The 23,925-nt window shown below is 71.3% G+C and carries 19 protein-coding genes and 1 riboswitch; of the genes, 9 read left to right on the top strand and 10 right to left on the bottom strand.

The window, feature by feature from the left end; all coding sequences use genetic code 11:
- Positions 1-235: 235 nt before the first annotated feature.
- The 5 genes from ACJMNC_RS08465 (at position 236) to ACJMNC_RS08445 (ending at position 7,809) form a co-directional block, all read left to right on the top strand.
- Positions 236-2,845, top strand: coding sequence for a hypothetical protein (locus ACJMNC_RS08465; protein ID WP_408947505.1), 2,610 nt, complete (start codon positions 236-238; stop codon positions 2,843-2,845).
- Positions 2,846-2,857: 12 nt separating this feature from the next.
- Positions 2,858-4,261, top strand: a complete 1,404-nt coding sequence (locus ACJMNC_RS08460) for an LGFP repeat-containing protein (RefSeq protein WP_408947504.1) — start codon at positions 2,858-2,860, stop codon at positions 4,259-4,261.
- Between the two features lie 118 nt (positions 4,262-4,379).
- The gene (locus tag ACJMNC_RS08455) at positions 4,380-4,928 is read left to right on the top strand and encodes a YceI family protein (RefSeq protein WP_408947503.1); all 549 of its coding nucleotides are present in this window, start codon (positions 4,380-4,382) and stop codon (positions 4,926-4,928) included.
- Between the two features lie 111 nt (positions 4,929-5,039).
- Positions 5,040-6,854, top strand: a complete 1,815-nt coding sequence (locus ACJMNC_RS08450; RefSeq protein WP_408947502.1) for an adenylate/guanylate cyclase domain-containing protein — start codon at positions 5,040-5,042, stop codon at positions 6,852-6,854.
- Between the two features lie 76 nt (positions 6,855-6,930).
- Positions 6,931-7,809: an oxidoreductase gene (locus tag ACJMNC_RS08445; protein WP_408947501.1), complete on the top strand. Its 879-nt coding sequence runs from the start codon at positions 6,931-6,933 to the stop codon at positions 7,807-7,809.
- 9 nt (positions 7,810-7,818) lie between these two features.
- Here ACJMNC_RS08445 and ACJMNC_RS08440 read toward each other — a convergent pair whose 3' ends face one another.
- The 5 genes from ACJMNC_RS08440 to ACJMNC_RS08420 all read right to left on the bottom strand — a co-directional run bounded on the left by ACJMNC_RS08440 (position 7,819) and on the right by ACJMNC_RS08420 (position 14,793).
- Positions 7,819-8,454, bottom strand: coding sequence for an alpha-ketoglutarate-dependent dioxygenase AlkB (locus ACJMNC_RS08440; protein WP_408947500.1), 636 nt, complete (start codon positions 8,452-8,454; stop codon positions 7,819-7,821).
- Positions 8,455-8,856: 402 nt separating this feature from the next.
- On the bottom strand, positions 8,857-9,486 hold the full coding sequence (locus ACJMNC_RS08435; protein WP_408947499.1) for a TetR/AcrR family transcriptional regulator: 630 nt from the start codon (positions 9,484-9,486) through the stop codon (positions 8,857-8,859).
- Between the two features lie 98 nt (positions 9,487-9,584).
- Positions 9,585-10,754 (bottom strand): pyridoxal phosphate-dependent aminotransferase, encoded by a 1,170-nt coding sequence (locus ACJMNC_RS08430; protein WP_408947498.1) that lies wholly within the window; start codon positions 10,752-10,754, stop codon positions 9,585-9,587.
- A complete protein-coding gene (locus tag ACJMNC_RS08425; RefSeq protein ID WP_408947497.1) occupies positions 10,751-12,394 on the bottom strand; it encodes a DNA repair helicase XPB in 1,644 nt (547 codons plus the stop codon). Before ACJMNC_RS08425 ends, ACJMNC_RS08430 begins: the two co-directional genes overlap by 4 nt.
- 53 nt (positions 12,395-12,447) lie before the next feature.
- Positions 12,448-14,793 (bottom strand): helicase-associated domain-containing protein, encoded by a 2,346-nt coding sequence (locus ACJMNC_RS08420; protein ID WP_408947496.1) that lies wholly within the window; start codon positions 14,791-14,793, stop codon positions 12,448-12,450.
- A gap of 100 nt (positions 14,794-14,893) precedes the next feature.
- Here ACJMNC_RS08420 and ACJMNC_RS08415 point away from each other — a divergent pair, with 100 nt between their 5' ends.
- On the top strand, positions 14,894-15,076 hold the full coding sequence (locus ACJMNC_RS08415) for a hypothetical protein (protein ID WP_408947495.1): 183 nt from the start codon (positions 14,894-14,896) through the stop codon (positions 15,074-15,076).
- 179 nt (positions 15,077-15,255) lie between these two features.
- Here the strand turns inward: ACJMNC_RS08415 and ACJMNC_RS08410 are convergent, their stop codons facing one another.
- The 3 genes from ACJMNC_RS08410 to ACJMNC_RS08400 form a co-directional block, all read right to left on the bottom strand.
- Positions 15,256-15,879 (bottom strand): transglycosylase family protein, encoded by a 624-nt coding sequence (locus ACJMNC_RS08410; RefSeq protein WP_408947494.1) that lies wholly within the window; start codon positions 15,877-15,879, stop codon positions 15,256-15,258.
- A 6-nt stretch (positions 15,880-15,885) separates the two neighbouring features.
- Positions 15,886-16,058, bottom strand: a riboswitch (cyclic di-AMP (ydaO/yuaA leader).
- A 275-nt stretch (positions 16,059-16,333) separates the two neighbouring features.
- Positions 16,334-16,849 (bottom strand): flavin reductase family protein, encoded by a 516-nt coding sequence (locus ACJMNC_RS08405; protein ID WP_408947493.1) that lies wholly within the window; start codon positions 16,847-16,849, stop codon positions 16,334-16,336.
- Positions 16,846-17,055, bottom strand: a complete 210-nt coding sequence (locus ACJMNC_RS08400) for a hypothetical protein (RefSeq protein ID WP_408947492.1) — start codon at positions 17,053-17,055, stop codon at positions 16,846-16,848. The genes ACJMNC_RS08405 and ACJMNC_RS08400 overlap by 4 nt, the downstream gene beginning before the upstream one ends.
- Before the next feature lie 149 nt (positions 17,056-17,204).
- Between ACJMNC_RS08400 and ACJMNC_RS08395 the strand changes: the two genes are divergently transcribed.
- Positions 17,205-17,621 (top strand): cold-shock protein, encoded by a 417-nt coding sequence (locus ACJMNC_RS08395; RefSeq protein ID WP_408947593.1) that lies wholly within the window; start codon positions 17,205-17,207, stop codon positions 17,619-17,621.
- A 29-nt stretch (positions 17,622-17,650) separates the two neighbouring features.
- Here the strand turns inward: ACJMNC_RS08395 and ACJMNC_RS08390 are convergent, their stop codons facing one another.
- Together ACJMNC_RS08390 and ACJMNC_RS08385 are read right to left on the bottom strand one after the other, a co-directional pair.
- Positions 17,651-18,238: a DUF2771 family protein gene (locus tag ACJMNC_RS08390; RefSeq protein ID WP_408947491.1), complete on the bottom strand. Its 588-nt coding sequence runs from the start codon at positions 18,236-18,238 to the stop codon at positions 17,651-17,653.
- A 21-nt stretch (positions 18,239-18,259) separates the two neighbouring features.
- Positions 18,260-20,185, bottom strand: a complete 1,926-nt coding sequence (locus ACJMNC_RS08385; RefSeq protein WP_408947490.1) for an MFS transporter — start codon at positions 20,183-20,185, stop codon at positions 18,260-18,262.
- Between the two features lie 146 nt (positions 20,186-20,331).
- Here ACJMNC_RS08385 and ACJMNC_RS08380 point away from each other — a divergent pair, with 146 nt between their 5' ends.
- Both ACJMNC_RS08380 and ACJMNC_RS08375 read left to right on the top strand, forming a co-directional pair.
- The gene (locus ACJMNC_RS08380; RefSeq protein ID WP_408947489.1) at positions 20,332-21,084 is read left to right on the top strand and encodes a DUF3027 domain-containing protein; all 753 of its coding nucleotides are present in this window, start codon (positions 20,332-20,334) and stop codon (positions 21,082-21,084) included.
- Positions 21,081-23,864 carry a sacsin N-terminal ATP-binding-like domain-containing protein gene (locus tag ACJMNC_RS08375; RefSeq protein WP_408947488.1) on the top strand — a complete coding sequence of 928 codons (2,784 nt, stop codon included), beginning with the start codon at positions 21,081-21,083 and terminating at the stop codon, positions 23,862-23,864. Before ACJMNC_RS08380 ends, ACJMNC_RS08375 begins: the two co-directional genes overlap by 4 nt.
- The last annotated feature ends 61 nt before the right edge of the window (positions 23,865-23,925 follow it).

Raw genomic sequence — 23,925 nt, 5'->3', positions numbered from 1 at the left:
CGGCCGGGGAACTTCGGCACTCAAGTGTGGATGTGAGCCACACTTGAGTGCCGAAGTTCTTACGGCGGCGAAGCCGGGCCGCAGGAGCGGCCGTCGGGGGTTTGACGATTGCCGCGATCACCGGCTGACCTGGGAGTAGTTTCGTTCACACAGGGGACGATTGCGATGCCGACAGGCGCGCACCGATGCTTCTGTGGAAACCTGTGTGTACGTGCAGAACTCAGGAGGAGGCGTGATGGCCAAGGGCACTGCAGCCGATGGCGGTGACCACAAGGTCCCGAATGTCGTGGACAACGTGGTGGACCGGGAGTTCACCGTCGAACGACTGGTGGAGAATCCCGTCGAGAAGATCGTCGACAAGCCGGTCACGCTCGAGCGCATCGTCGAGCGCCTGGTGGTCGACACCGTGGACACCGTCGTCGACAAGCCCACCACCGTCTCCCGCCTGGTCGAACGCCCCGTGGTGACCATCGTCGACGACGTCACCGACAAGCCCGTCAAGGTCTCCCGGCTGGTCGAACGTCCGGTGGTCACCGTGCACGACGACGTCCAGGACACCCCCGTCGACGTGCCGCGGCTGGTGGAGAAGCCGATCGTCACGATCGTCGACGACGAGGTGGAAACCGACGTCGAGGTCTCCCGCATGGTGGAGAAGCCGGTCGTCACCATCGTCGACGACGTCCACGACAAGCCCGTGGACGTGATGCGCTTCGTGGAGAAGCCGCTGGTCAACATCGTCGACAATGTGGTCGAGATCCCCGTCGACGTCTCCCGGGCGGTGGAGAAGCCGATCGTGACGATCGTCGACGACGTGCAGGACAAGCCCGTCGACGTGTCCCGCCTGGTGGAGAAGCCGATCGTCTCCATCGTCGACGAGATCACCGAGAAGCCGGTCAACCTGCAGCGCCTGGTGGAGAAGCCGGTCGTCACCATCGTCGACGACGTGCAGGACAAGCCCGTCGACGTCGAGCGGCTGGTGGAGAAACTGGTCGTGAACGTGGTCGACGAGATCGCCGAGAAGGCGGTCGACGTGCCGCGGCTGGTGGAGAAGCTGGTCGTCACCGTGGTCGACGAGGTGGTCGAGGCGCCCGTCGAGGTGGACCGGCTGGTGGAGAAGCTGATCGTCTCGATCCGCGACAAGATCGTCGAGAAGCCGGTCACCATCGAGCGCGTCGTGGAGCAGCCGGTGGTCACCGTGGTCGACCGCGAGGTGGAGATCCCCGTCGAGACCATCGTCGAGAAGATCGTCGAGAAGCCGGTGGAGAAGATCGTCGAGGTGATCGTCGAGAAGCCGGTGGAGAAGATCGTCGAGAAGATCGTCGAAGTCCCGGTGGAGAAGATCGTCTACACGATGGTCGAGAAGGAAGTCGAGAAGATCGTCGAGGTGACCGTCGAGAAGCCGGTCGTCAAGGTGGTCGAGAAGCCGGTCGAGGTGACCGTCGAGCAGGTCGTCGAGAAGCCGGTCGAGAAGGTCGTCGACCACGTCGTCGAACGCATCGTCGAGCAGCCCAATGTGGTGGAGAAGCTCGTCGAGCAGCCCGTCGACCGGGTGGTCGAGCGGGTGGTGGAGAAGCCGAACATCATCGAACAGGTCACCGAGAAGCCGGTCGACCGGGTGGTCGAGCGGATCGTGGAGACCCCGAACGTGGTCGAGAAGGTCGTCGAGAAGCCGGTGGACCGCACCGTCGAGCGGATCGTGGAACAGCCGAACATCATCGAAGAGGTCGTCGACAAGCCCGTCGATCACGTCGTCGAGAAGATCGTCGAGAAGCCGAACGTGGTCGAGAAGGTGGTCGAGAAGGACGTCGACCGGGTGGTCGAGCGCGTCGTGGAGAAGCCGAACATCGTCGAGAAGGTGATCGAGCAGCCCGTCGACCGCACCGTCGAGCGCGTCGTGGAGACCCCGAACATCATCGAAGAGATCGTCGAGCGCGAGGTGGACCGCACGGTCGAGCGGGTGGTGGAGAAGCCGAACATCGTCGAGGAGATCGTCGAGAAGCCGGTCGACAAGACGGTCGAGCGGGTGGTGGAGAAGCCGAACATCGTCGAGAAGGTCGTCGAGAAGCCGGTCGACAAGACGGTCGAGCGGGTGGTGGAGAAGCCGAACATCGTCGAGAAGGTCGTCGAGAAGCCGGTCGACAAGACCGTCGAGCGGATCGTCGAGCGGCCCAACGTGGTGGAGAAGCTGGTCAACAAGCCGGTCCAGCACGTCGTGGAGAAGATCGTCGAGCGCCCCGAGGTGGTCGAGAAGCTCGTCGAGAAGCCGGTCAGCCGCGAGTTCGAGAAGGTCGTGCAGAACCCGGTCCTCGTCGAGAAGGTCGTCGAGAAGGAGTTCAAGCAGGTCGTCGAGCGGGTGGTGGAGAAGCCGGTGCCCGTCGAGGTGGAGAAGGTCGTCGAGAAGCCGGTCTTCGTCGAGGTGGAGAAGATCGTCGAGAAGCCGGTCGAGAAGATCGTGGAGAAGGTCGTCGAGAAGCCCGTCGAGGTCGAGAAGATCGTCGAGGTGGAGAAGATCATCGAGAAGCCGGTCGAGAAGATCGTCGAGGTGGTCGTCGAGAAGCCGGTCTTCGTCCGCAAGGTCGTGGAGAAGCCCGTCGAGCGGGTCATCGAGGAGAACGAGAGCCGGCGCACCATCACGCACGAGCCCGGCCGCGGCGAGAATCCGCAGGCGCAGTACCGGCCCACCGAGGAACGCCCCTCGGCGTGGGTCGACGCGCAGACCCTCGAGCACCCGGAGGACAACATCGCCGGCGCGGACTCACCCGAGTGGCAGGCCCGCGACGTGGTGGACGCGCAGTACATCGTCGACGACGATGACGCCGACGGTCCGCGCGACGCACAGTCCTGACGGGCGGAAACGGTGCACCTCGCGCGGCGGTCCGCCGCTGTCTTCACCGCTCTGCTCCTGATGCTCGGCGTGGCCGCCGCGCCCGGGCCGGCTCGCGCCGACGTGCTCGGCGACGCCCGCACGGCGATCACCGGCTATCTCGCGCAGGACGATCACGAGCAACTGCTCGGGGACCCGTCCGGCGGGGTGCGCCGGGTCGCCGGCGGCGCCGTGCAGTCCTTCGAGCACGGCCGGGTCTACTTCTCCCGGTCCACCGGCGCGCATGCGGTGCTCGGCGCCATCGCCGACCGGTACCGGGCGGCCGGCGGACCGGGAGCTCTGGGCTTCCCGGTCACCGACGAACAGGACGCCGGACCGGGCAAGGTGAGCGAGTTCGACCTGCCCGGCGGCGCGGCGATCTACTGGAGCCGGGACACCGGGGCGCACGCGATCCGCGGCGGCGTGCTCCGCGCCTGGCGGGCCAGCGGCGGAGTGGACGGACCGTTCGGCTTCCCGACCAGCGACACCGCCAGCACCGGCCGGGAGGACGCCTCCGAGTTCGCCGGTCCGCAGGGCACCCGGATCAGCTGGTCGTCGACGCTGGGGCTCGAGACCACGCCGGCCGAGCTGATGACGACCATTCCGGCGATGGCTCAGGCGGCCGCCGAGAACCCGGGCACCGGCGCGGCGGCGGCACCAGCCGAGGACGAGGGCACGTCGGTGACCGACTGGCTGCGGGACTGGTGGCTGTGGCTGCTCGTCGCAGTGGTCGTGCTGGTGCTGCTGATCTGGCTGCTGTGGTGGCTGCTGACCCGCCGGCGACGCAGCCGCACGGCTGCGGCAGCGGCCCCGGCCCCGGCCCCGGCGGCGGCGCCGAAGCAGGTGAAGCCCGCGAAGACGAAGCCGGCGAAGTCGAAGCCGGCGAAGGACAAGCAGAAACCGGCGAAGACGAAGAAGCCCGGGACGTCGAAGGCATCGGAGGCGGCCCGTCTCGCCGGGCCGGCTGGTACGAAGGAGAAGGACCGCACAACCGCCGACCAGAGTGAGGGATCGACGATCGATTCGACGACGCAGACCACGCAGACCGCCCCGGCCGAGGCCGCGCCGCCGAAGGAGGTGCTGACCCCGATCCCCGTCGATCTGCCCGACGAGCCGGAGGGGATGCGGCTGGTCTTCGACGGAGACGAGCCGGTCGACTCGCCCACGCTGGTGGTGAACTTCGAATCCGGAGACACCGGCCTGCAGGTGGCGTACGAGAACAACGCCGTCGGCGACGCCGAGCACAGCGGCGACGACGTGACGCTGGGCCTGCTCAGCGGCGACGACAGGCCGGCAGAGGCGGCGTCGGAGGGCGGGGACTCGGAAGGCGGGGACTCGGACGGTGAGAACGCGGCGAGCGAGAACGCGAAAGGCGGGGACCCGGAAGGGGACGAATAGGGGCGGAGATGTGACTCCTGCCACAAAGTCCGGAGCCACGGAATCAAGCGGACCATAGTCCGGTTATTCTGGGTATCGAGCGATTCGATAGACGTCCGACTTTCCACAAGGAGCACTCATGAGCATCAACGCCACCCCTCTGCTGACCGCCGGCACCTGGAACATCGACCCCGCCCACTCCACCGTGGGCTTCTCCGTGCGGCATCTGATGGTGTCCAAGGTTCGCGGCAACTTCGGTAACTTCTCCGGCGTGATCACCGTCGCCGAGGACGGCACCCCGTCGGTGACCGCCGACATCGACGTCACCTCCATCAGCACCCACAACGAGCAGCGTGACGCGCACGTGCGCTCGGCCGACTTCTTCGACGCCGAGAAGTTCCCCAAGGCCACCTTCGTCTCCACCTCCGTCGACGCCGACGGCGACGACTACGTGGTGCACGGCGACTTCACCCTCAAGGGCGTCACCAAGCCGGTCGATCTCAAGCTCGAGTTCAACGGCGTCAACCCGGGCATGGGCAACGGCCCGGTCGCCGGATTCGAGGCCGGCACCGTGATCAACCGCAAGGACTTCGGCATCGACATCGAGATGCCGCTCGAGACCGGCGGCACCGTCGTCGGCGACAAGATCACCATCACGCTCGAGATCGAAGCCGGACTCGCGCAGTAGTCCGCTCCCGCCGGCGGGCCGCTGAGGCGGTCCGGCCCGGCAGCACGCCTCCGCTCGCCTCCCGGGCTTGGGTACTCTGCAAGCCAGAGCGCTCGAGGCGGGAGGTGAGTCGTGGTTGAGCGGGAATGGGCTCGCGGCCTGCTGCATCGCCTCGCCGACCAGGCGGACCGGCTCTCCTTCGCGCAGCTGATCGGCGGCCCGCTGGGCACCGGCGAGGCACGCGGGGCCGGCGGCTACCTCGCCGAGGACTGGCGGGCCCTGGATATGGACCGGCGACGGCGCATCGCCAACCGGGCTATCGCGGTCAGTCTGGTGGTCGGTCTCGGTGCGCGGGTGCTGATCACCATCGAGACCTTCCTGCTGGTGCTGCTCGCCTTCAACGGCGGCCGGCTGAGCGTGCACACCGCCGTCGACCACCCGTCCTTCTGGGACATGTTCTGGGCCGTGCTGATCGGCGGCCTGGTGACTCTGATCGCGGCCGGGCTGCAGCTCAAACCCCAGACCGACTGGTTCATCTCGGGCGAGGTGGCCGACGCCGAACGCCGCAGAGCGGTGCGCAACATCCCGCTCAAACAGGCCTACAGCGACGTTCTCGGCTGGGTGGTGAGCATCGGCATCTACGCCCTGGTCGCCGATGTGAGTCTGCCGTTCCTGGCCGCGGTGGGCGGGGCCTTCTCGCTGGCCGCCGTCACCTCCGCCTGCCTGACCTACCTGTTCGTCGAGTCGGTGGTCCGGCCGATGGCCGTCATGGCGCTCAGCGGAAACTCCGAGTCCCGCGTGGTGCACGGGGTCCGCGAGCGGATGATCGTGGTCTGGTCGGTGTCCACAGCCGTGCCCATGCTGGGCCTGATCGTCATCAACTTCGGCCGCTGGATGGACTGGGTGGCGCCGGTGGCCGGCCGGGTGGACTGGGCGTCGATCTTCCTCGCCGGCGTCGCCCTGCTCTCCGGCCTGCGGGTGATCACCCTGGTGGGCCGGTCCATCGCCGACCCGCTCACCGAGATGCGCGAGGTGATCCAGTCCGCGGCCGGCGGCGACTTCACCTCCCGCGTGGCCGTCTACGACTCCTCCGAGCTCGGCATCCTGCAGAGCGGGCTCAACGGCATGCTCGACGGCCTGCAGGAACGCGAACGGATGCGTGAGATCTTCTCCCGGCACGTCGGCGACACGGTGGCCCGCCTGGCCCTCGAACAGCAGGGGGAGATGACCGGCGCCAACGCCGACGCGGCGGTGCTCTTCGTCGACATCACCGGGTCGACGGCCTTCGCCGAGAACCGCGATCCGCGGGAGACCGCGGTGGTCCTCAACGCCTTCTTCTCGCTCGCCGCCGAAGTGGTGGAACGGCACAACGGGCTGATCAACAAATTCGAGGGCGACGCGGCACTGGTGGTCTTCGGGGCGCCCACAGTGCTCGACGACCCGGCCGGTGCGGCACTCGCCGCGGCCCGCGAGCTCGGCGAGGTGCTGGCCGAGAAGCTGCCGCTGTCCTGGGGCATCGGGGTGAGTTACGGGCGGGTCTTCGCCGGGAACATCGGCGCACAGACCCGCCACGAGTACACCGTCATCGGCGATCCGGTGAACGAGTGCGCCCGGCTCTGCGACCGGGCCAAGGACGGTGCCTCGCCGATCTGTGCGGGCGGGCGGGCGGTGGCCGCGGCCGCGGAAACCGAAGCGCAGCACTGGCGTTCCTCCGAGCGTGTGACGTTGCGCGGCAGGGCCGAGGTCACCGAGATCTTCGTCCCGCGCGGAATGGCCAGTCACGCGGTGCCGCCGACCCTGGGCAGTGTGCTCGCCGAACTGGTCAAACTCCCGTACCAGACCCTGGTGCGCGGCGGCACCAGCGCCCGCGAACCGCGGCACGCCGCTCCGGCCAGGCAGACCGGAGCGGCGCGCCCACCGGTCGACGACGGCGCGCCGCCGGCCTGACCCGGATGGTCCCCGGTGACCGATGCCACGTCAGTGGGTAGGCTGACCGAAGTTCGTCACGAGAAGGGACACCGATATGAGCGGCTGGTCGATGCGGAATCTGGGGGACCAGACCGGGCGGAAGGTGACGATCACCGGCGCCAACAGCGGGCTGGGCGCGCAACTGGCGCTCGCCCTGGGCGCCGCGGGCGCGCAGGTGACCCTGGCCTGCCGCAACCAGGACAAGGCGCGCGCCGTGGCCGAGCAGATCGGCCCGTCCGCGACGGTCGCCGAACTCGACCTCGCCTCCCTGGACTCGGTGCGGCGCTTCGCCGACGGCTTCGCCGGCGCCGACGTGCTGATCAACAACGCCGGTGTGATGGCCGTGCCGCGGGCGCGCACCGCGGACGGCTTCGAGATGCAGATCGGCACCAACTTCCTGGGCCACTTCGCGCTCACCGGCCTCGTGCTCGACCGGGTCGCCGACCGGGTGGTCACCATGAGCTCGGCCATGCACCGGCTCGCCCGGCTCAACGTCGACGACCTCAACTGGGAGCACCGGCGCTACCAGCGCTGGATCGCCTACGGCGACTCCAAACTCGCCGACCTGATGTTCGGGCTGGAACTGGCCCGGCGCCTGGCCGGCGCCGGATCGTCGACGTCCTCGCTGATCGCTCACCCCGGGTACGCCGCCACCGATCTGCAGGGGCACACCGACTCCTGGATGGATTCGGTCATGGCGCTGGGCAACAAGACCCCGTTCGCGCAGTCCGCGGCGGACGGCGCCCTGCCGGCGCTGTTCGCGGCCACCGCGCCGGAGGCCGACAACGGCGAGTTCTACGGCCCCAAGGACTTCGGCGGCATGCGCGGCGCCCCGGTCCGTTGCGGCTACCGCAAGGTGGCCGACGACCAGCAGCTTCGCGGACGGCTGTGGGACAAGGCCGCGGATCTCACCGGGGTCAGCTTCCCCGTCTGAGCGGGCGGGTCACCGCACCCCGCGCGGCCGGAACTGCACGCTGATCCGCGGGCCGCAGCCGGCCGCCGTCTTGGGCACCGCATGATCCCAGGTGCGCTGGCAGCTGCCGCCCATCACCAGCAGGTCGCCGTTGCCCATGGTCATCCGCAGAGAGGCGCCGCCGCCGCGCGGGCGCAGCGCCAGCGTGCGCGGCGCGCCGAGCGAGACGATGGCGATCAGAGTGTCCTCGTAGTCGCCGCGGCCGATCCGGTCGCCGTGCCAGGCCACCGAATCCGATCCGTCGCGGTACAGGCACAGGCCGGCGGTGGCGAAGCCGTCGGGGAGCTCGCGCCGGTAGTGACTGCTCAGCTCGTCGCGCAGCTGCACCAGCAGTGGATCGGGGAGCGGGCGGTCGGCGTCGTAGTGCGCCATCAGGCGCGGCACCGTGAGCATGCTGTCGTACATCTGCCGTCGTTCGCCGTGCCAGGGGACGTGCTCGCGCAGCCGGTCGAACAAGGCGCTGGCCCCGGTCAACCAGCCCGGCCGCAGATCCACCCAGGCGCCGTGGGACAGTTCACGGCGGCGCACGCCCCCGGCCAGCGGGTGCACCGCGGTGACCGTCTCGTCGGGTGCGTCGAAGAGGGACTCCTGGATTCCGCCGCGCATGACGTCACTCTACCCCGCGATGTCGAAAATGTGTTCGACTGAGGGTGGGCCTCGATACACCGCCCTCGTTCCTCGGGCGGCACTCGGCCACCAAAGGGGGCTCGCCGGTACTCGGCCACCAAAGGGGGCTCGCCGGCACTCGGCCAGCAAGGGGGGCTCGCCGGTACTCGGCCAGCAAGGGGGGCTCGCCGGGACTCGGCCAGCAAGGGGGCTCGCCGGGACTCGGCGACCAGGGGGGCTCGCCGGGACTCGGCGACCAGGGGGCTTGATAGACCGCCCAGCCCGGGGGACTCGCCGGAACCCGGCCACCAAGGGGGGCGCCGGTACTCGGCGACCAAGGGGGGTCGCCGGAGCTCGGCCACCGAGGGGCTCGCCGGCACTCGGCCGAGGGTGCGGCGGGGGTCAGACGGTGTAGGCCTCGATGGTGTTGGTGAGGAGGCGGACCCGGCGGGCGCGGGCGAGAGCGACGTCTTCTTCGATCATGCACTGGACGAGGGTGCCGTCGTGGACGGCGACGACGGCCGCGCACAGCTCGGCGTCGTCGACCGCCGTGCGGCCGCTGCCCGCGAGCAGCGAACGCAGCACCGGCGCCAGGGCTGCCTGGACCTTCTGCTCCTGGGCGCGCAGCAGGGCGAGCACCGCCGGCTTGCGGCCGGCGATCGCGGTGAACTCGGTGGAGAGCTGGAACCACGACGGATCGAAGCCCAGGCCCTCGTCCACGGCGCGCACCAGCGTCTCGATGCTCACCGGACCGGTGGTGGCCAGCGTATCGCCGATCTCGCCGATCTGCGCGACCAGCCCGTCCGAATACTGCTGCCACATCTCCAGATACAGCTCGTCGAGGGAGGTGAAGTTGGAGTAGAAGGCGCCCCGGGTGAAGCCGGCCGCGTCGCAGACGTCATGCACGGTGGTCTGACCGAAACCCTTGGCGGCGAAGACGTCGAATGCGGACTCGAGCAGCCGGCGGCGGGTGTTGCTGCGTTTCCGGCGCAGCTGCGGGTCCGCGTCGGCGTCTGGCGGCACTGCGGACATGGTGAATCCCCCTTGGACTCTCGCTGCTGGTGCGGACAGTCGCTTGAGCGGCGCGTCTCGCCCCCAGGATAGTACTCGCACCGCACCCCGCCGCCGGCTCACAGCGCGCGCAGCCGTCGCCCCGCCTCGGCGATCGCCGCATCCGATTTGGCGAAGGCGAACCGCACCAGATGATCCCAGCGCGGATGATCGTCGACGAAGGCCCCGACCGGCACCGCGGCCACTCCGATCCGTTCCGGCATCTCCCGGCACAGCGCCGCGCCGTCGGAGAATCCCAGCGGTCGCGGATCGGCCAGCACGAAGTAGGTGGCCTCGCTGCGGTGCACGGTCAGCCCGGCGTCGGCCAGGGCCGCGCGCAGCAGATCCCGCTTGGCCTGCAGCTCCTGCGCCGACTGCGCCACCCAGTCCAGCTCGGTGCGCAGCGCCAGCGCCACCGCCGGCTGGAACGGGCCGCTGCCCACGTAGGACAGGTACTGCTTCGCCGCCCGGGCGGCGGCCACCAGCGGCGCCGGACCGCTGATCCAGCCCACCTTCCAGCCGGTCACATTGAAGGTCTTGGCGGCCCCGGAGATCCGCAGGGTCCGCTCGTACAGGCCGTCGAAGGCGGCCATCGGCCGATGCGGGCGGCCGTCGAAGAGCAGATGCTCGTACACCTCGTCGGTGATCACCACCGCGTCGTGCTCGATCGCCAGCTCACCGATCCGGGTCAGCTCCGCATCGGTGAGCACCGTGCCGGTCGGATTGTGCGGCGAATTCACCAGCACCGCGGCGGTATTCGGGCCGAACGCCGCCGCCAGCGCATCCAGGTCGAGGCGGAAACCGTCGCCGTCGGGCACCAGGGGCACCGTCTTGCGGACCGCGCCGGCCAGTGCCACGACCGCGGCGTACGAGTCGTAGTACGGCTCGATCATCACCACCTCGCGGCCCGGCTCCACCACACCGAGCACCGCCCCGGCGATCGCCTCGGTGGCGCCGACGGTCACCAGCACCTGATCGTCCGGGTGGTACTCGAGCCCGTACCGGGCCCGCTGGTGTTCGCTGATCGCCGCGCGCAGTTCGGGGACGCCGGCCCCCGGCGGATACTGGTTCCGGCCGTCGGCGATCGCCTGCCGCGCCGCCTCGAGCATGGCCGCCGGGCCGTCGGCGTCCGGGAAGCCCTGCCCCAGGTTCACCGCGTCGTGCGCCACGGCCAGCGCCGACATCTCGGCGAAGATCGTCGACGCGAAGGGCCGCAGCCGCGCCACCATGGGCTGCCGGTCGCCGCTCATACCAGCGGCAGATCGTCGGCGTCGATGATGCGGTAGGCGTAGCCCTGTTCGGCCAGGAAACGCTGCCGGTGGGCCGCGTAGTCGGCGTCGAGGCTGTCGCGCGAGACCACGGAGTAGAAGTGCGCCTGACCGCCGTCGGCCTTGGGCCGCAGCAGCCGGCCCAGCCGCTGCGCCTCCTCCTGCCGGGAGCCGAAGGTGCCCGAGACCTGCACGGCCACCGAGGCCTCCGGCAGGTCGATGGAGAAGTTGGCCACCTTGGAGACCACCAGGGTCTGCAGTTCACCGCTGCGGAAGGCGTCGAAGAGCCGCTCGCGCTCCTTGTTGCGGGTCGACCCCTGGATCACCGGGCAGTCGAGCTCCCGGCCCAGCTCCTCGAGCTGATCGATGTAGGCGCCGATCACCAGCGTCGGCGAACCCCGGTGCTGTTCGAGGATCGAGCGCACCACCCGCAGCTTCGAATGCGCGGTGGAGCAGAGCTTGTACTTCTCGTCGGCCTCGGCCACCGCGTACTGCAGCCGCTCCTCGTCGGTCATGGTCACCCGCACCTCGACGCAGTCGGCCGGGGCGATCCAGCCCTGCGCCTCGATGTCCTTCCACGGCGCGTCGTAGCGTTTGGGACCGATCAGGCTGAACACGTCGCCCTCCCGGCCGTCCTCGCGGACCAGTGTGGCGGTCAGACCCAGCCGGCGGCGGGACTGCAGATCGGCGGTCATCCGGAACACCGGCGCGGGCAGCAGATGGACCTCGTCGTAGACGATCAGCCCCCAGTCGCGGGAGTCGAACAGGTCCAGGTTCTTGTACTCGCCCTTCGATTTGCGGGTCATCACCTGGTAGGTGGCGATGGTGACCGGGCGGATCTCCTTCTTCTCGCCGGAGTACTCGCCGATCTCGTCCTCGGTGAGGCTGGTGCGCGCCACCAGCTCCCGCTTCCACTGCCGGCCCGCGACCGTGTTGGTCACCAGGATCAAGGTGGTGGCCTGCGCCTTGGCCATCGCGGCCGCGCCCACCATCGTCTTGCCGGCGCCGCAGGGCAGCACCACCACACCGCTGCCGCCGGCCCAGAACGAGTCCGCGGCCAGCTGCTGGTAGTCGCGCAGCTCCCAGTCGTCCTGCTCCAGGGCGATCGGATGCGCCTCGCCGTCGACGTACCCGGCCAGATCCTCGGCCGGCCAGCCGATCTTGAGCAGCACCTGCTTGAGCCGGCCGCGCTCGGACGGATGCACGACGACTGTGTCGTCGTCGATCCGGTCGCCGAGCATCGGCGCCACCTTCTTGTTGCGCAGCACCTCCTCGAGGACCGCGCGGTCGAGGGAGACCAGGGTCAGACCGTGCACCGGGCTCTTGACCAGCTGCAGCCGGCCGAAGCGGCCCATGGTGTCGACGATGTCCACCAGCAGCGGCTGCGGCACCGGATACCGGGAGAACGAGACGAGGGCGTCGACCACCTGCTCGGCGTCGTGACCGGCGGCCCGCGCATTCCACAGCGCCAGCGGCGTGACCCGGTAGGTGTGAACGTGCTCGGGCGCCCGTTCGAGCTCGGCGAACGGGGCGATCGCCGCCCGCGCCTCACCGGCATCGCGGTGGTCCACTTCCAGCAGCAGAGTCTTGTCCGATTGCACGATCAACGGTCCGTCAGTCACCCGATCCATTGTCCAGATCGGCGGCCCGGCTGTCAGGTCAGGGCCACCGAACGCTACAGGACGTCGACGGCGGTGATGCGGTGCAGCGAGAACCGCTGCGGCTCGTCGTCGTCGCCGGCGGTGCCCACCAGCTGACCCGCGGAGATGGCCGACGGGCTCACCAGGTGGCGGCTGGCCACCCCGGTGGCGTCGACGTAGCCGATGCGCAGGGTTCGGCCGCTGCGGATGGCGAGCTGGATCAGCGCCGGAGTGGAGGCGCCGCCGCCGGAGGCGAAGACGTCCGGATCGCGCGGGGCCTCGGCCCGGTCGGAGGCCCGCATCCGGCTGATCACCGCGGCCAGCTGCCCGGGCCCGGGACGGGACCGCCGGTGCGCCGGGCGGCCCGGCGGTCTGCGGGCAGGAACCCGGCCGCCGCGGCTGCGCAGGTCGATCAGGGCGCCGGAGGAGTCCTCGCCGGCCGGGGCGAAACCCGCCGTCTGCAGGGCGACGAGCACATCGCGGACCGGGGCGGGGGAGACGGCCACCGTGGGCGCCAGCGCCCGCAGTGACAGTTCGGCGGCCGCATCGCTGCGCAGTACCTCGGCCAGCGTCGCCGGATCCTCGCAGCGGACGAACGACGACGCCAGCCCCACCCGCAGCCGGCCGTGCCGGCGTGCGACGTCCTCGATCAGGTAGGTCAGCGACTGCGGGACCGGGGTCTGTGAGGCGGTGGTGAACAGCTCGACCAGTTCGGCGCCGCTGCGTCCGGTGTCGAGGGCCCGGCGGATGGACTCCTCGCTGATCCGGTACACCGAGGCGGCGCCGCCGGATTCCAGATCGGCCACCGCGGTGACCTGCTCGGCGAGCTCCGGGGTCATCGGGCCGGGCACCATCAGGGTCAGATCGGCCTGCACCAGGAAGTGGTCCACCGGTGCCGGGAGGGCGGTGTCCATGGCGGCCAGTACGGCGGCTGTCGAGGCCTCGTCCTCCGGGTGGTCGTCGGCCTCCTCGGCCGCCTCGAGCAGGGCGCGGCCGACGCTGGTCAGCGCCCCGTGCGCGACCAGTCCGAGGTCGGTGGCCTCGCGCAGCGTCTCGCTCACATAGCGATCGGTCCACCGGCGCAGCTGGCGGGGTCGGCGCCACGCCAGGGCGGTGGCCAGCTCACGCGCACTGACCACGGTGGCCGGTTCGGTAGCGGCCAGTGCTTCGAAGACCTGGCGGCGGCTGATCGCGGCCCCGGCATCGTGCAGTTCGGACGACAGCGCCGCGAGGGTGTTGCCGTCCCGGTCGGTGTCGCCGACCTGCCACGGCCGCCGCGGCAGGTCCAGCCAGGCCTGGGCGAGGGACAGCCAGCGTCGTTCGGTGCCCAGGGTGCGCCAGCCGTCGACCGCCACGGTCGGGGCGAAGACCTCGTCGCCGTTCCAGCCGTCCGGCGCCGGCTCGGGGAAGCCGCGATCGATCAGCCGCGCGGCGGAGAGCAGCTCGGCCAGCAGGGCGATCCGCGCGGTGGTCAGGCCGGTGGCCTTGGCCAGGCGGCGCAGCTCGCGCACCCCGAGGCCGCCCGAGCGCAGGATGGCCGCCGGGCTCAGGGCCAGGGCCGTGAGCAGTTCGTCGGCGTGCCGGAGCAGTTCGAGCGCCTCCCCGGCGCCGGCCGCGTCGATCTGCTCCGGGCCGAAGCGGCCGGCCGCACCGGGCTGCGGCTCGGACAGGTCGGCGGTGATCAGCGGCGGTTCGCCGCGCAGCAGCCGCCCGGCCATCGGCACCAGCTCCACGGTCTGTTCGTCGATCCGGGAGAGCAGGCCGTCGGCGATCAGCTGCGGGACCGGCGCCTGCGGGTCCGCATCGGGCGCCGCATCCCGGCTGCGGCCGAGCGGGGAGCCCGCGGCCAGGGTGAGCAGCAGTCCGCGCCGGCGGTCGTCGAGGGCGTCGAGCCGGGATTCGACCATCGACGGGTCCTCGGTGGCCAGCGGGCCCAGCAGCACGTGCGCGCGCCAGGGCAGGGCGGCAGGCAGATGGATGCCGGCCACCCACTGCGGCTTGCGGGCGGTGCCGGTGCCCGCATCCCAGATGAGCGCCTGATCGGCCAGCAGCTTCAGTCGCGCATCCACGGCGGGGCGGCGGGCGCGGCGGCCGAGCCGGGCGACGATCTGGTCACGGCCGACCGGCCCGATCAGCTCGGTGCGGTCGGCGAGGGCGCCGGCGTCGAGGAAGGCTTCGAGGACGGCCACCGTGAGCAGGTCCAGGCCGTCGCCGGCCAGTGCGATCGACGCCGACGACAGTGCGCGCTGGGCCAGCACGCCGGTACCGCGCGGCGGCGGTGAGGCCAGGTCGGGACGGAGCGCCAGCAGTCCGGACAGTTCGTCGTCGGAGCGGTCGGCCAGGGTCTCGGCCAGGCCGCGCACGGGGCGATCCGGAGTCATCCGGACGATTCTACCGGCGCGCCGTCGCCGACCCGCTGGTCGCCGGGCGGGTCCGCAGGTCAAGGCGCAGCGTCCGGGCGGCACATGGCACAATGAGCGCGTGGCTAAGAAGAATCATTACGTGGACAACGGCTGGCCCGAGATCGAGGGCGACGATCATGCGGTGACCGAGCTGACCGCCCACCTCGCGGGTGCGCTGTCGCCGTTCGGCGACGAGACCGTCTTCCCGATTCCGGCAGAGGATCTGCCGTACGTGCACGCGCACACCGTCGTCAATCGCTGAACCGGCCGCCCGGCCGCCGCACCGGGCAGCGCCCCGCCGCTGCCGCCTGACGGTTCGGGCGTGCCCGGCGACGGGCACGGTCGCCGCCGGGACCTGCGGTATGCCGCGCAGCCACCGCTCCTGAAACCGACAAGCCCCGGACCTGTGCAGGTCCGGGGCTTGTCGCTGTGCGGTGAGGATCAGCCGAGGAACTGATCGATCGCCGACTTGTTGTCGTTGTAGATCTTCACCTGGTTGTCGTTGAGGGTGAAGCCCGACTTCTTGGCCGCGTCCCAGGCGCTCTTGACCTCGGGGCTGACCTTGGCGGAGTCGGCGACGCTCTGGTCGATCTGGGCGATGGCCTCGTCGCCGGACTTGGCGTCGTCGCTCTTGGCCTGCGGGGAGGCCTTCTTCGGGGCCGGCTGGTTGTCGGCCGGGGCCTGACGCGGGCTCGGGCCGCTCAGCACGGTGCCGCAGGTGGGCCAGGCGCCCTTGCCCTGGGTGGCCAGAACCTTCTCGGCCACGGCGATCTGCTGCTCCTTGGAGGCCTGGTGGGCGCTCGGGGCGAAGGCGGTGCCGCCGTGGGCGGCCCAGGTGCTCTGGCTGAACTGCAGGCCGCCGTAGTAGCCGTTACCGGTGTTGATGTGCCAGTTGCCGCCCGACTCGCACTGCGCGACCTGATTCCATTCGGAATCGGTGGCAGCGCTCGCGTGGCCGCCGCCCAGGACGGCGGCGCCGCCGCCGAGGACGGCACCGGTCAGGGCGACCTTGGCGAAAGTCTTGGTGGTGGTGCTGGTCGTCTGCTTGGCGTGACGTCCGGTCATCGAAGTATTTCCTCTCTCCACGCGCCTACGAAGTCAGCTGTCGGGTTCGGGCGAGAGGTGCCCGGTTCCGCCGCGTCGCGGTGGAACTTGACCCCAAGGCGGTCGGCGGGTGCCGGCTGCCGTTTCCCGTATGGGAGGTGGGTCCCCCGTCCTCGTTCCTGAATCGTTCTTCGGTTGACCCGGCGGCGGAACGAGGTTGGGCGCGACCGTCGGGACGTCCATATCGGTGGGTGTGATCACCTATTCGGGTGACCGCAGTGGACACTACGGAATCTGTGAGGTGGTTGCACGTCCTTGCGGCGGGTGCATTTCCGGGCCGATTTCGGGCGTTTCGGACCGGATCGGCCATCATCGCTGTTCACGGCGCTGACGCCTGGTTCGTATCCGGTTCGTTATCGCGTCGTTATGTGAGTAAGGTCACAGAATGGTTGAGACGTCCGACACGCCGCCACGGTCACCGCTGTGACGCATGAGGAGAGAGTGCGTGGAAGCTGCTGCCATGGAATACCAGCGGTGCCGCCTCGTGATCACTTCGTAATGCGCGCACGCGCAGCAGGACCACCAGATGGTCGCCGGCCGGCACCTCGCCCGCGATCTCGACGGCCAGATGCGCGGTGGCCCCCGGAATGAACAGTTCTCCGTCGTCTCCGGGGATCGGCTGCACGCCGTTGAAGCGCCCGGGCGACGGCCCGGCCAGCTGCCGGCACAGCTCGCCCTGATCGGCGGCGAAGACGCTCACCCCGAGCCGGGTCTGCTCACGCAATGTCCGCCAGGTGCCCGACTCCTGCCGCACGCACACCGAGACCAGCGGCGGCTCCAGCGAGACCGTGGTGAACGAACTGGCCGACATGCCGAGCGGTCCGCCGCCGCTCTGCCGGCACACCGCCACCACCCCGGACGGGAAGCAGCTGTAGGCGCGCCTGAGCTCGGCGAGATCCGACGCGGGACGCAGCTCGGCGTCGTGATTCATCGGCTGCGCCGCCCGGACAGCAGCGCGAAGACGACGGCCAGCACCAGGCCGATGGGCGCGCAGAGCGCGAGCACGTAGACGATCGTCACCACCGCGGTGTTGGTGTCGCGGACGGCGGGGACGAGCAGCGCCATGCTGGCCACCGCCCCGATCAGGACCATGACCACTGCGACGATCAACAGGGTCGGCGACTTGCGGGTCTGCATGCAGACCACGGTAGCGCTGGCGGTAGAGTCGACGGTAGCGCGCCTGGAGCTCGGACCGTCGGATCGAGGCGCGCTGACGTATTCAGACGTATTCAGACGTATTCAGACGTATTCAGCAGTGTTCGACGAGCAGTGTGAGGGTGAGCGCAGTGCCTACCGGCCGGGTGAAGTGGTACGACTCCGATAAGGGGTTCGGGTTTCTCTCGCAGGACGACGGCGAGGACGTCTACGTCCGCTCGTCGGCGTTGCCCGCCGACCTCGACGACGGCCTCAAGGCCGGTCAGCGGGTGGAGTTCGACATGGCCGCCGGCCGTCGCGGCCCGCAGGCGCTGCGCGTGGTCGTCCTCGAACCCGCGCCGAGCGTGGCCCGCAACGTCCGCGAGGCCAAGCGCTCCTCGGCCAAGCGGCACACCCCGGACGAACTCCACGGTCTGATCGCCGACCTGATCACCCTGCTCGAGGGCAAGGTGCAGCCGGATCTGCGCAACGGGCGCTACCCAGACCGCAAGACCGCACAGCGCATCTCCGAGGTGGTCCGCGCGGTCACCCGCGAACTCGATCGCTGAGCCGACTCGACCGCTGAGCCGGATCCGCCTCAGGCCGTCGGCGCGGCGGCGGCACCGGTGCCCGCCGGGACCTCGAAGCCCTTCGGGGTGGTGTTGGCCGAGAAGATCGCGCGGGCCAGGAAGTCGTCGGTCATCTCGTCGCCGGCCGGTGCCTGCACCACGGTGATCGGCTTGATCTCCACCCCGAGCAGCACCCGGTCGGCCGTCGACTCGAGCGACTGGCTGAACGTGGCCCCGGACCGGTGCACCCATTCGCGCAACTCCAGGCCCTGCGGGGTCCAGTAGGTGGCCTGCAGGCTCCACGGGCCGTCGGCGACCTCCGCCGGCACCGACAGCACCAGGGTCTTGCCGATGGCCACCGGTGCCGGAGTAGAGGTGATGGCGGCGATGTCCTCGGCGGTCGGCGCATGGGGCCGGCACTCGGTCAGCTCGGCATCACACCAGTAGGCCGGTGCCACGTGCACCAGGCCGTCGCCGGTGGCCAGCGACAGCTGCGGGGTGGGCTCGTCGGCGCCGCGCACCAGCAGGGCGGTGGCCACCACGATGATCACCGCGGCGAGCGCGGCCGCCGGCACCAGGAACTTCAGGGCTGTCTTGTCTCGGTCTTGCAGCGCCACGGGCTACCTCACGTCGTTCGATCAGTGGTCGCGGCGGCGTTGCGGGGCTGTCCGCGGTGCCGTCGGTCGGGTCGGGGCCGTCGGTGTCGTCGGTGATGTCGGGGCCGACGGTGATGACGGTGATGACGGTGATGTGGGGGCCGTCGGCGAGGTCGGGGCGGCGAAGGGCACGGTCGGTGCCGCCTGGTCGGGGCGGCGTCCGCCGAAGCCGGGGATCAGCGAGGCCCCGCGGCTGGTCAGGACGGTCTGGACCAGACCGATGCCCATCACCGCGGCGACGACGGTGAAACCGATCCACAGCTCGGTCGGCAGGACCACGCCCAGGCCGGCACCGATCACCCAGCACAGCTGCAGCACCGTCTCGGACCGGCCGAACGCCGACGCGCGCGAGGCCTCGGGCAGGTCGTCCTGGATCGTCGAATCGAGGCAGACCTTGGCCAGGGCGCTGCCGGCCGAGCCGACGAGCGCGGCGATCACCGCGAACAGCAGCGACGAGAAGACTGCGGCGAGCACCGCTCCGGCCGTCGCCGCGGCGGCGGAGGCCACCACGAACCGGGTGGGATTGCGCAGTTCGATGCGGGTGCCCACGCCGTTGCCGATCGCATTGCCCACACCGGCGGCGGCGCCCACCGCGCCGAGCATCGCCAGCTGCTCCCAGCCGCCGCCGTCCTGCGCCTTGGCGTAGAAGGCGATGTAGATGGTGAGGAAGCCGGTGAGCACCCTGATGGTGCCGTTGCCCCACAGGCCCACCACCACGCTGCGGCCCAGCGGCTGACGGATGTTGGCGGTGAGTTTGGCGGCGGTGCCGCGGGCCGAACGACGGCCGGCCGGCCGCTGCGCCTCGCGGCCCTCGTCGAGCGGATGCTCGACGGTGGGATCGCCGTGGAAGGTGAAGGTGGTGGGCACCTCGCCCTCGGTCACCTCCACCCAGGACGGGATCTTCATGCAGTAGTAGGCGCCGCCGAGCGCGGCCAGCACCAGGAAGACCATGGCGCCGGGGATGTGGAAGGGCAGCCACTTGCCCAGCACCGTCTCGAAGATCGCCGCGATCGCACCGGCGACGATGGTGCCGCCGAGCAGACCGAAGGTGGTCAGTCGCGAGTTCACCCGCACCAGGTCGATACTCGGCGGCAGCACGCGTGGGGCCACCGCCGATTTGAGTACGCCGAACGACTTGGACAGCACCATCAGGCCCAGGGCGCACGGATAGAGGACCCACTCCTTGTACTGGAGCTGGCCGGTCTGCGCATCCCAGCCGGAGTTGGCGATCACCAGCATCGCCAGCACCGCGCGCAGGACGAAGGTCGCGGCCATCGCCAGCCGGCGGCCGTGCTGCAGCTTGTCGAGCACCGGGCCGATCAGCGGGGCGATCAACGCGAACGGGGCGATGGTCAGCGCCAGGTAGAGTCCGACGCCCACCTTGGAGTCGCCGGTGGCCGCGGCGAAGAACAGGGTGTTGGCCAGGGCCACCGCCATCGCGGCGTCGACGGCGTAGTTCGCGATCACCGGCAGAGTGAGCGCGGTCAGGCCGGACCGGTCGGCGCCGTCCGCGGTGGCGGCGCGGTAGATCATCTTGACCCCGCGCGCACCGAAGTACTTGGAGCGCTGCGCCATCACCCGGACGACGGTCACCTTCTCAGGCGGTACGTACTCGGCGTCGTCGGCCAGCCGGCGACGGCCGCGTTTGCCGCCGAGCCGGCGGGTCTGCTCATCGGGGTGACTGTGCACGGTCGGCTCGTCCGGATCGAGCGGCGGCAGATGCGGATTGTGGGTGCGCGGAGGCAGGTAGGCGCCGCTCGCGGCATCGAAGCGGCGGGTCCGGGGGTTCGGCTGCGGGTCGGCCGGATACGCCTGCTGGCCCGGATGCGGCGCAGGACGGCGCGGCGGAGCGGGACGCCGGGGGTCGCCGGCCGTCCGGCGATCGTCTCGGGGTGCGCGGGAAGCCACGTCTTCGATTGTTCCCTATCGGCGGCGCACTGTCGGCAGCGGCACGCGTGCGCCGGGGCACAGGTGCCCCGGCACTGTGTCCGGCCCGGCGGCCGATACCGGGGCCGACGTGCATCGGCGGCGGTCTCTCGTGCACACTGGAAGGCGTGAGTACGGCAGTGCAGACCGTTCAATTGACGGACGCGGTCACGACCGCGCGCGAGGCGCTGATCGCCATGGGCGAGCAGCCCGGCGCGCATCTCGGTGCACACGCTGAGGACGCGTGGGCCGTCTCCCATTACTTCGCCGCCGACCTTCCCGGCTACCGGGGCTGGCGCTGGTGCGTGGTGGTGGCGGGCTCGCCGGACAGCGACGAGGCCACCGTCAGCGAGGTGGTGCTGCTGCCCAGCGACGGCGCCCTGCTGGCTCCGGACTGGGTTCCCTGGAAGGACCGCATCACCGCCGGCGACCTCGGTCCGGGCGACCGGCTGGCTGCGCCCGCCGACGATCCGCGGCTGGTGCCCGGCTACGTCGACACCGAGGACGTCGACCCGATCGACGCCGATCAGGTGGGCCAGGTGGCCGCCGAGATCGGGCTGGGCCGCAAGCGGCTGCTCTCCCTGGACGGGCGTGAGCAGGCCGCGCAGCGCTGGTACGACGGCGAGTTCGGCCCGGAGTCGCCGATCGCCCGCGGCGCCGACTACCCGTGCGGCACCTGCGGCTTCTACCTGCCGCTCGCCGGGGCCCTGCATGCGGCCTTCGGCGCCTGCGCCAACGAGTACTCGGCCGACGGCCGGGTGGTCTCGGCCGAGTACGGCTGCGGCGCCCACTCCGACGTGCCCGAGCCGCGCGGCGGTGCGGGCAGCCCCGCCTACGACGCCTACGACGACGGCTCGGTGGAGATCGTGACCGCTCGGTGACGGCGCCGTCGGCGTCGGCCGACCCGTTCGGCACGGCCGCCCTGCGCGAGGCGGTGCTGACCGCGTGGTCGGCCTCACCGACCCGGCTCGCCGAGGATGCGGCGGCCGAAGCCGACCTCGCCCGCATCGGTTACCGCGACCGGCTGCTGACCGAACTCGTCGCCAACGCCGCCGACGCGGCCGCCGCGGCCGGCATCGACGGCCGGGTGCGCATTCTGGCCGACGGCGACACCCTGCGGGTGGCCAACACCGGCGCCGGGCTCACCGCGGCCGGTGTCCGTTCGCTGACCGCGCTGCGGGTCTCGCCCAAGGGCGCCGGGACCGGTGAGGTAGGCCGCTTCGGTGTGGGTTTCCGCGCCACCTGCCTGGCCGAGCGGGTGGAGCTGCGCTCGGTCACCGGCTCGATCGGCTTCGACGCGGGCCGCACCCGGCGCGCGGTGCGCGAGGCCGGCATCGACCTGCCCGACGACGCCCCGGTGCCCGCCCAGCGCCTGGCGTGGCCGGTTCCGGAACCCCCACCGGCCGGCTTCGACACCGAAGTGGTGGTGCACCTGAGCGGCCCCGCGCAGGCGGCCGAACTGCTCGCGCAGGCGCGCGAGCAGGCACCGGATCTGCTGCTGGAGCTGCCCCGGATCGGCACCGTGGAGGTGGCCGGCACCACCTTCACCCTGGATCTGCCGGACGGCCCGGACGGCGGGACCGTGACCGTGCTGCGGAACGGGGCGCCGCTGCAGACCTGGCTCACCGCGGGGGAGGGCGCGACCCGCTGGCTGGTCCGGCTGGTCGACGACCCGGGGCTGGGGCCGCAGCTGCGGTCCGCCACCGGCGAGGTGCTGCGCAGCCCCACCCCCACGGCCATCGGGCTGACCCTGCCGGCCCGGCTGATCACCGATCTGCCGCTCACCCCGGACCGGCGCGGACTGCACCCCGATGCCGACATCGACACGGCCGCAGCCGGATACGTCGAGCTGATCCGCCGGGTGCCCGACGATCAGAAGCATCTGCTGGTGCCGCAGCCGGCACTGGCCGCCGGCGAGGTCGACGCCGCCCTGCACGCGGCGGTGACCGCCCGGCTCGCCGAAGGCGACTGGGTGCCCACCGCCGCCGGCGGACAGCGGTCGCCGGCGCGCACCTGGCTGCTGCGGGACCTCACCCCTGAACTGGCCGCCCGGCTCGGTGAGGTGCTGTCCCCGCTGGCCGCCCCGGCTCTTTCCGAGCCGGTCTCCGCAGCCGCCCTGCTGCGTCTGGGCGCACGCGAGCTGAGCCTGGCCGAGCTCGCCGATCTGCTGGCCGGTCACGAGGATCCGCCCGGCTGGTGGGCGGGCCTCTACGGTGAGCTGGCGGCGCTGGCCGTCGACCCGCAGGCCGTCGCCGAACTCGGCGCGCTCCCGGTGCCGCGCACCGACGGCCGGATCGCGCGCGGAGCGCGCGGCCTGGCGATCGTCGACGGGGTGACCGGCCCGAGCGCGGACAGCGGCATCGACTGGCTGCCCGCCGTGCACCCGGACGCCTACGATCCGCTGCTCGAACGCCTTGGGGCCGAGCACATCCCGATCGACGAGGTGCTGAGCCATCCGGCGCTGCGGCAGCGCATCGAGGACCCCGACAGCGACCACGACGAGCTCGCCACCCTCGTCCTGCCGCTGCTGGCCGCCGCCGGCGAACCGGTGCGGGTGCCGTCCTGGCTCGGCGCCCTGGAACTGCCCGTGTCGGACGGACAGCCGCGCCCGGCCGACGAACTGCTGCTGCCCGACAGCCCGCTGCGCGAGGTGCTCGTCGACGATGCGCCGTTCGGCACCGTCGACGAGCAGACGGTAGAGCGCTACGGGCCCACCGCGCTGCGCCGCCTCGGCGTGGGCTGGGCGTTCAGCGTGCTCGAGGAGGAACTGCCCACCGCCCCCGACCACGATCTGCCCGACGAACAGGAGTGGTTCGACGCGCTGCCGGTGCCGCCCGAGAGCCTCGTCGCCGTCCGCGACCTGGACCTGGTGGATCCCGGCCGCTGGCATCGGGCGCTGGAACTGCTGGCCGGCGACCCGGACACCGCGCCGCTGCTGGCCGATCCGCACGGCTACACCGGCTGGTGGCTGCGCCGCTACGCCGAACTCGGCGGGCAGCCGCTGCGGCTGCTGCGCAGTCCCGACGACCCGGCCTGGGCCGGACTGTTCGACGTGATCGACCATCCGCAGGCCCCGGCCCTGCAGGCGCTGCTGGCGGCCGCGGTGCCCGACGACGCCGGCGATGCCGCCGACTGGCTGGCCGCGCTGGCCGATCCGGACCGGGAGATCGCTCCCGGGGTGGCGGCACGCGCGCACGCCGCGCTGGTGCGGGGCCGGCGGGACGGCCGGTACGCGCCGGCCGACCTCGAGCCGCCGGCCGGGCTGCGCACCCTGGCCGGGACCGTCACCGGCGCCGGGCTGGTCGTCGACCAGCCGTGGTGGCTGCCGGTGCTCGACCCGGCCGTCGCCGTGCCGGTGGCCGGGGACGGCGCCGCCGCGCGGGACTTCGCCGACCTGGTCGATGCCGACCCGGTCAGCGAGGCCGGCCGGGCGCTGGTGCTCGGCGACGGGCAGACGGTGTCCCCGGATTCGGCGGATGCCCTCGTATGGCAGCTGCTCACGGGCCGGCCCGCCGACGGGCCGCTGGTGCTGCACGACGACCTTCAAGTGGCACTGGAGCTGCCCGCCGGGCGCAGCGAGCACAGGGTGGACTGGTGGTGCGACGCGGCCGGAGCCACCCACCGCCGCCGGCCCGGTACGGTCGGAGGCGAGTACGGGTGAGGAGTGCGCGATGACGGTCAATCGGTGTGAGCACTGCGGGCGTGCGGCCGCCGCCGGGCGG

Source organism: Gordonia sp. VNK21 (assembly GCF_046098115.1).
Classification (GTDB): Bacteria; Actinomycetota; Actinomycetes; order Mycobacteriales; family Mycobacteriaceae; genus Gordonia.
The sequence above is the reverse complement of the archived record's forward strand: the minus strand, read 5'-3'. Positions and strand labels throughout refer to the sequence as shown.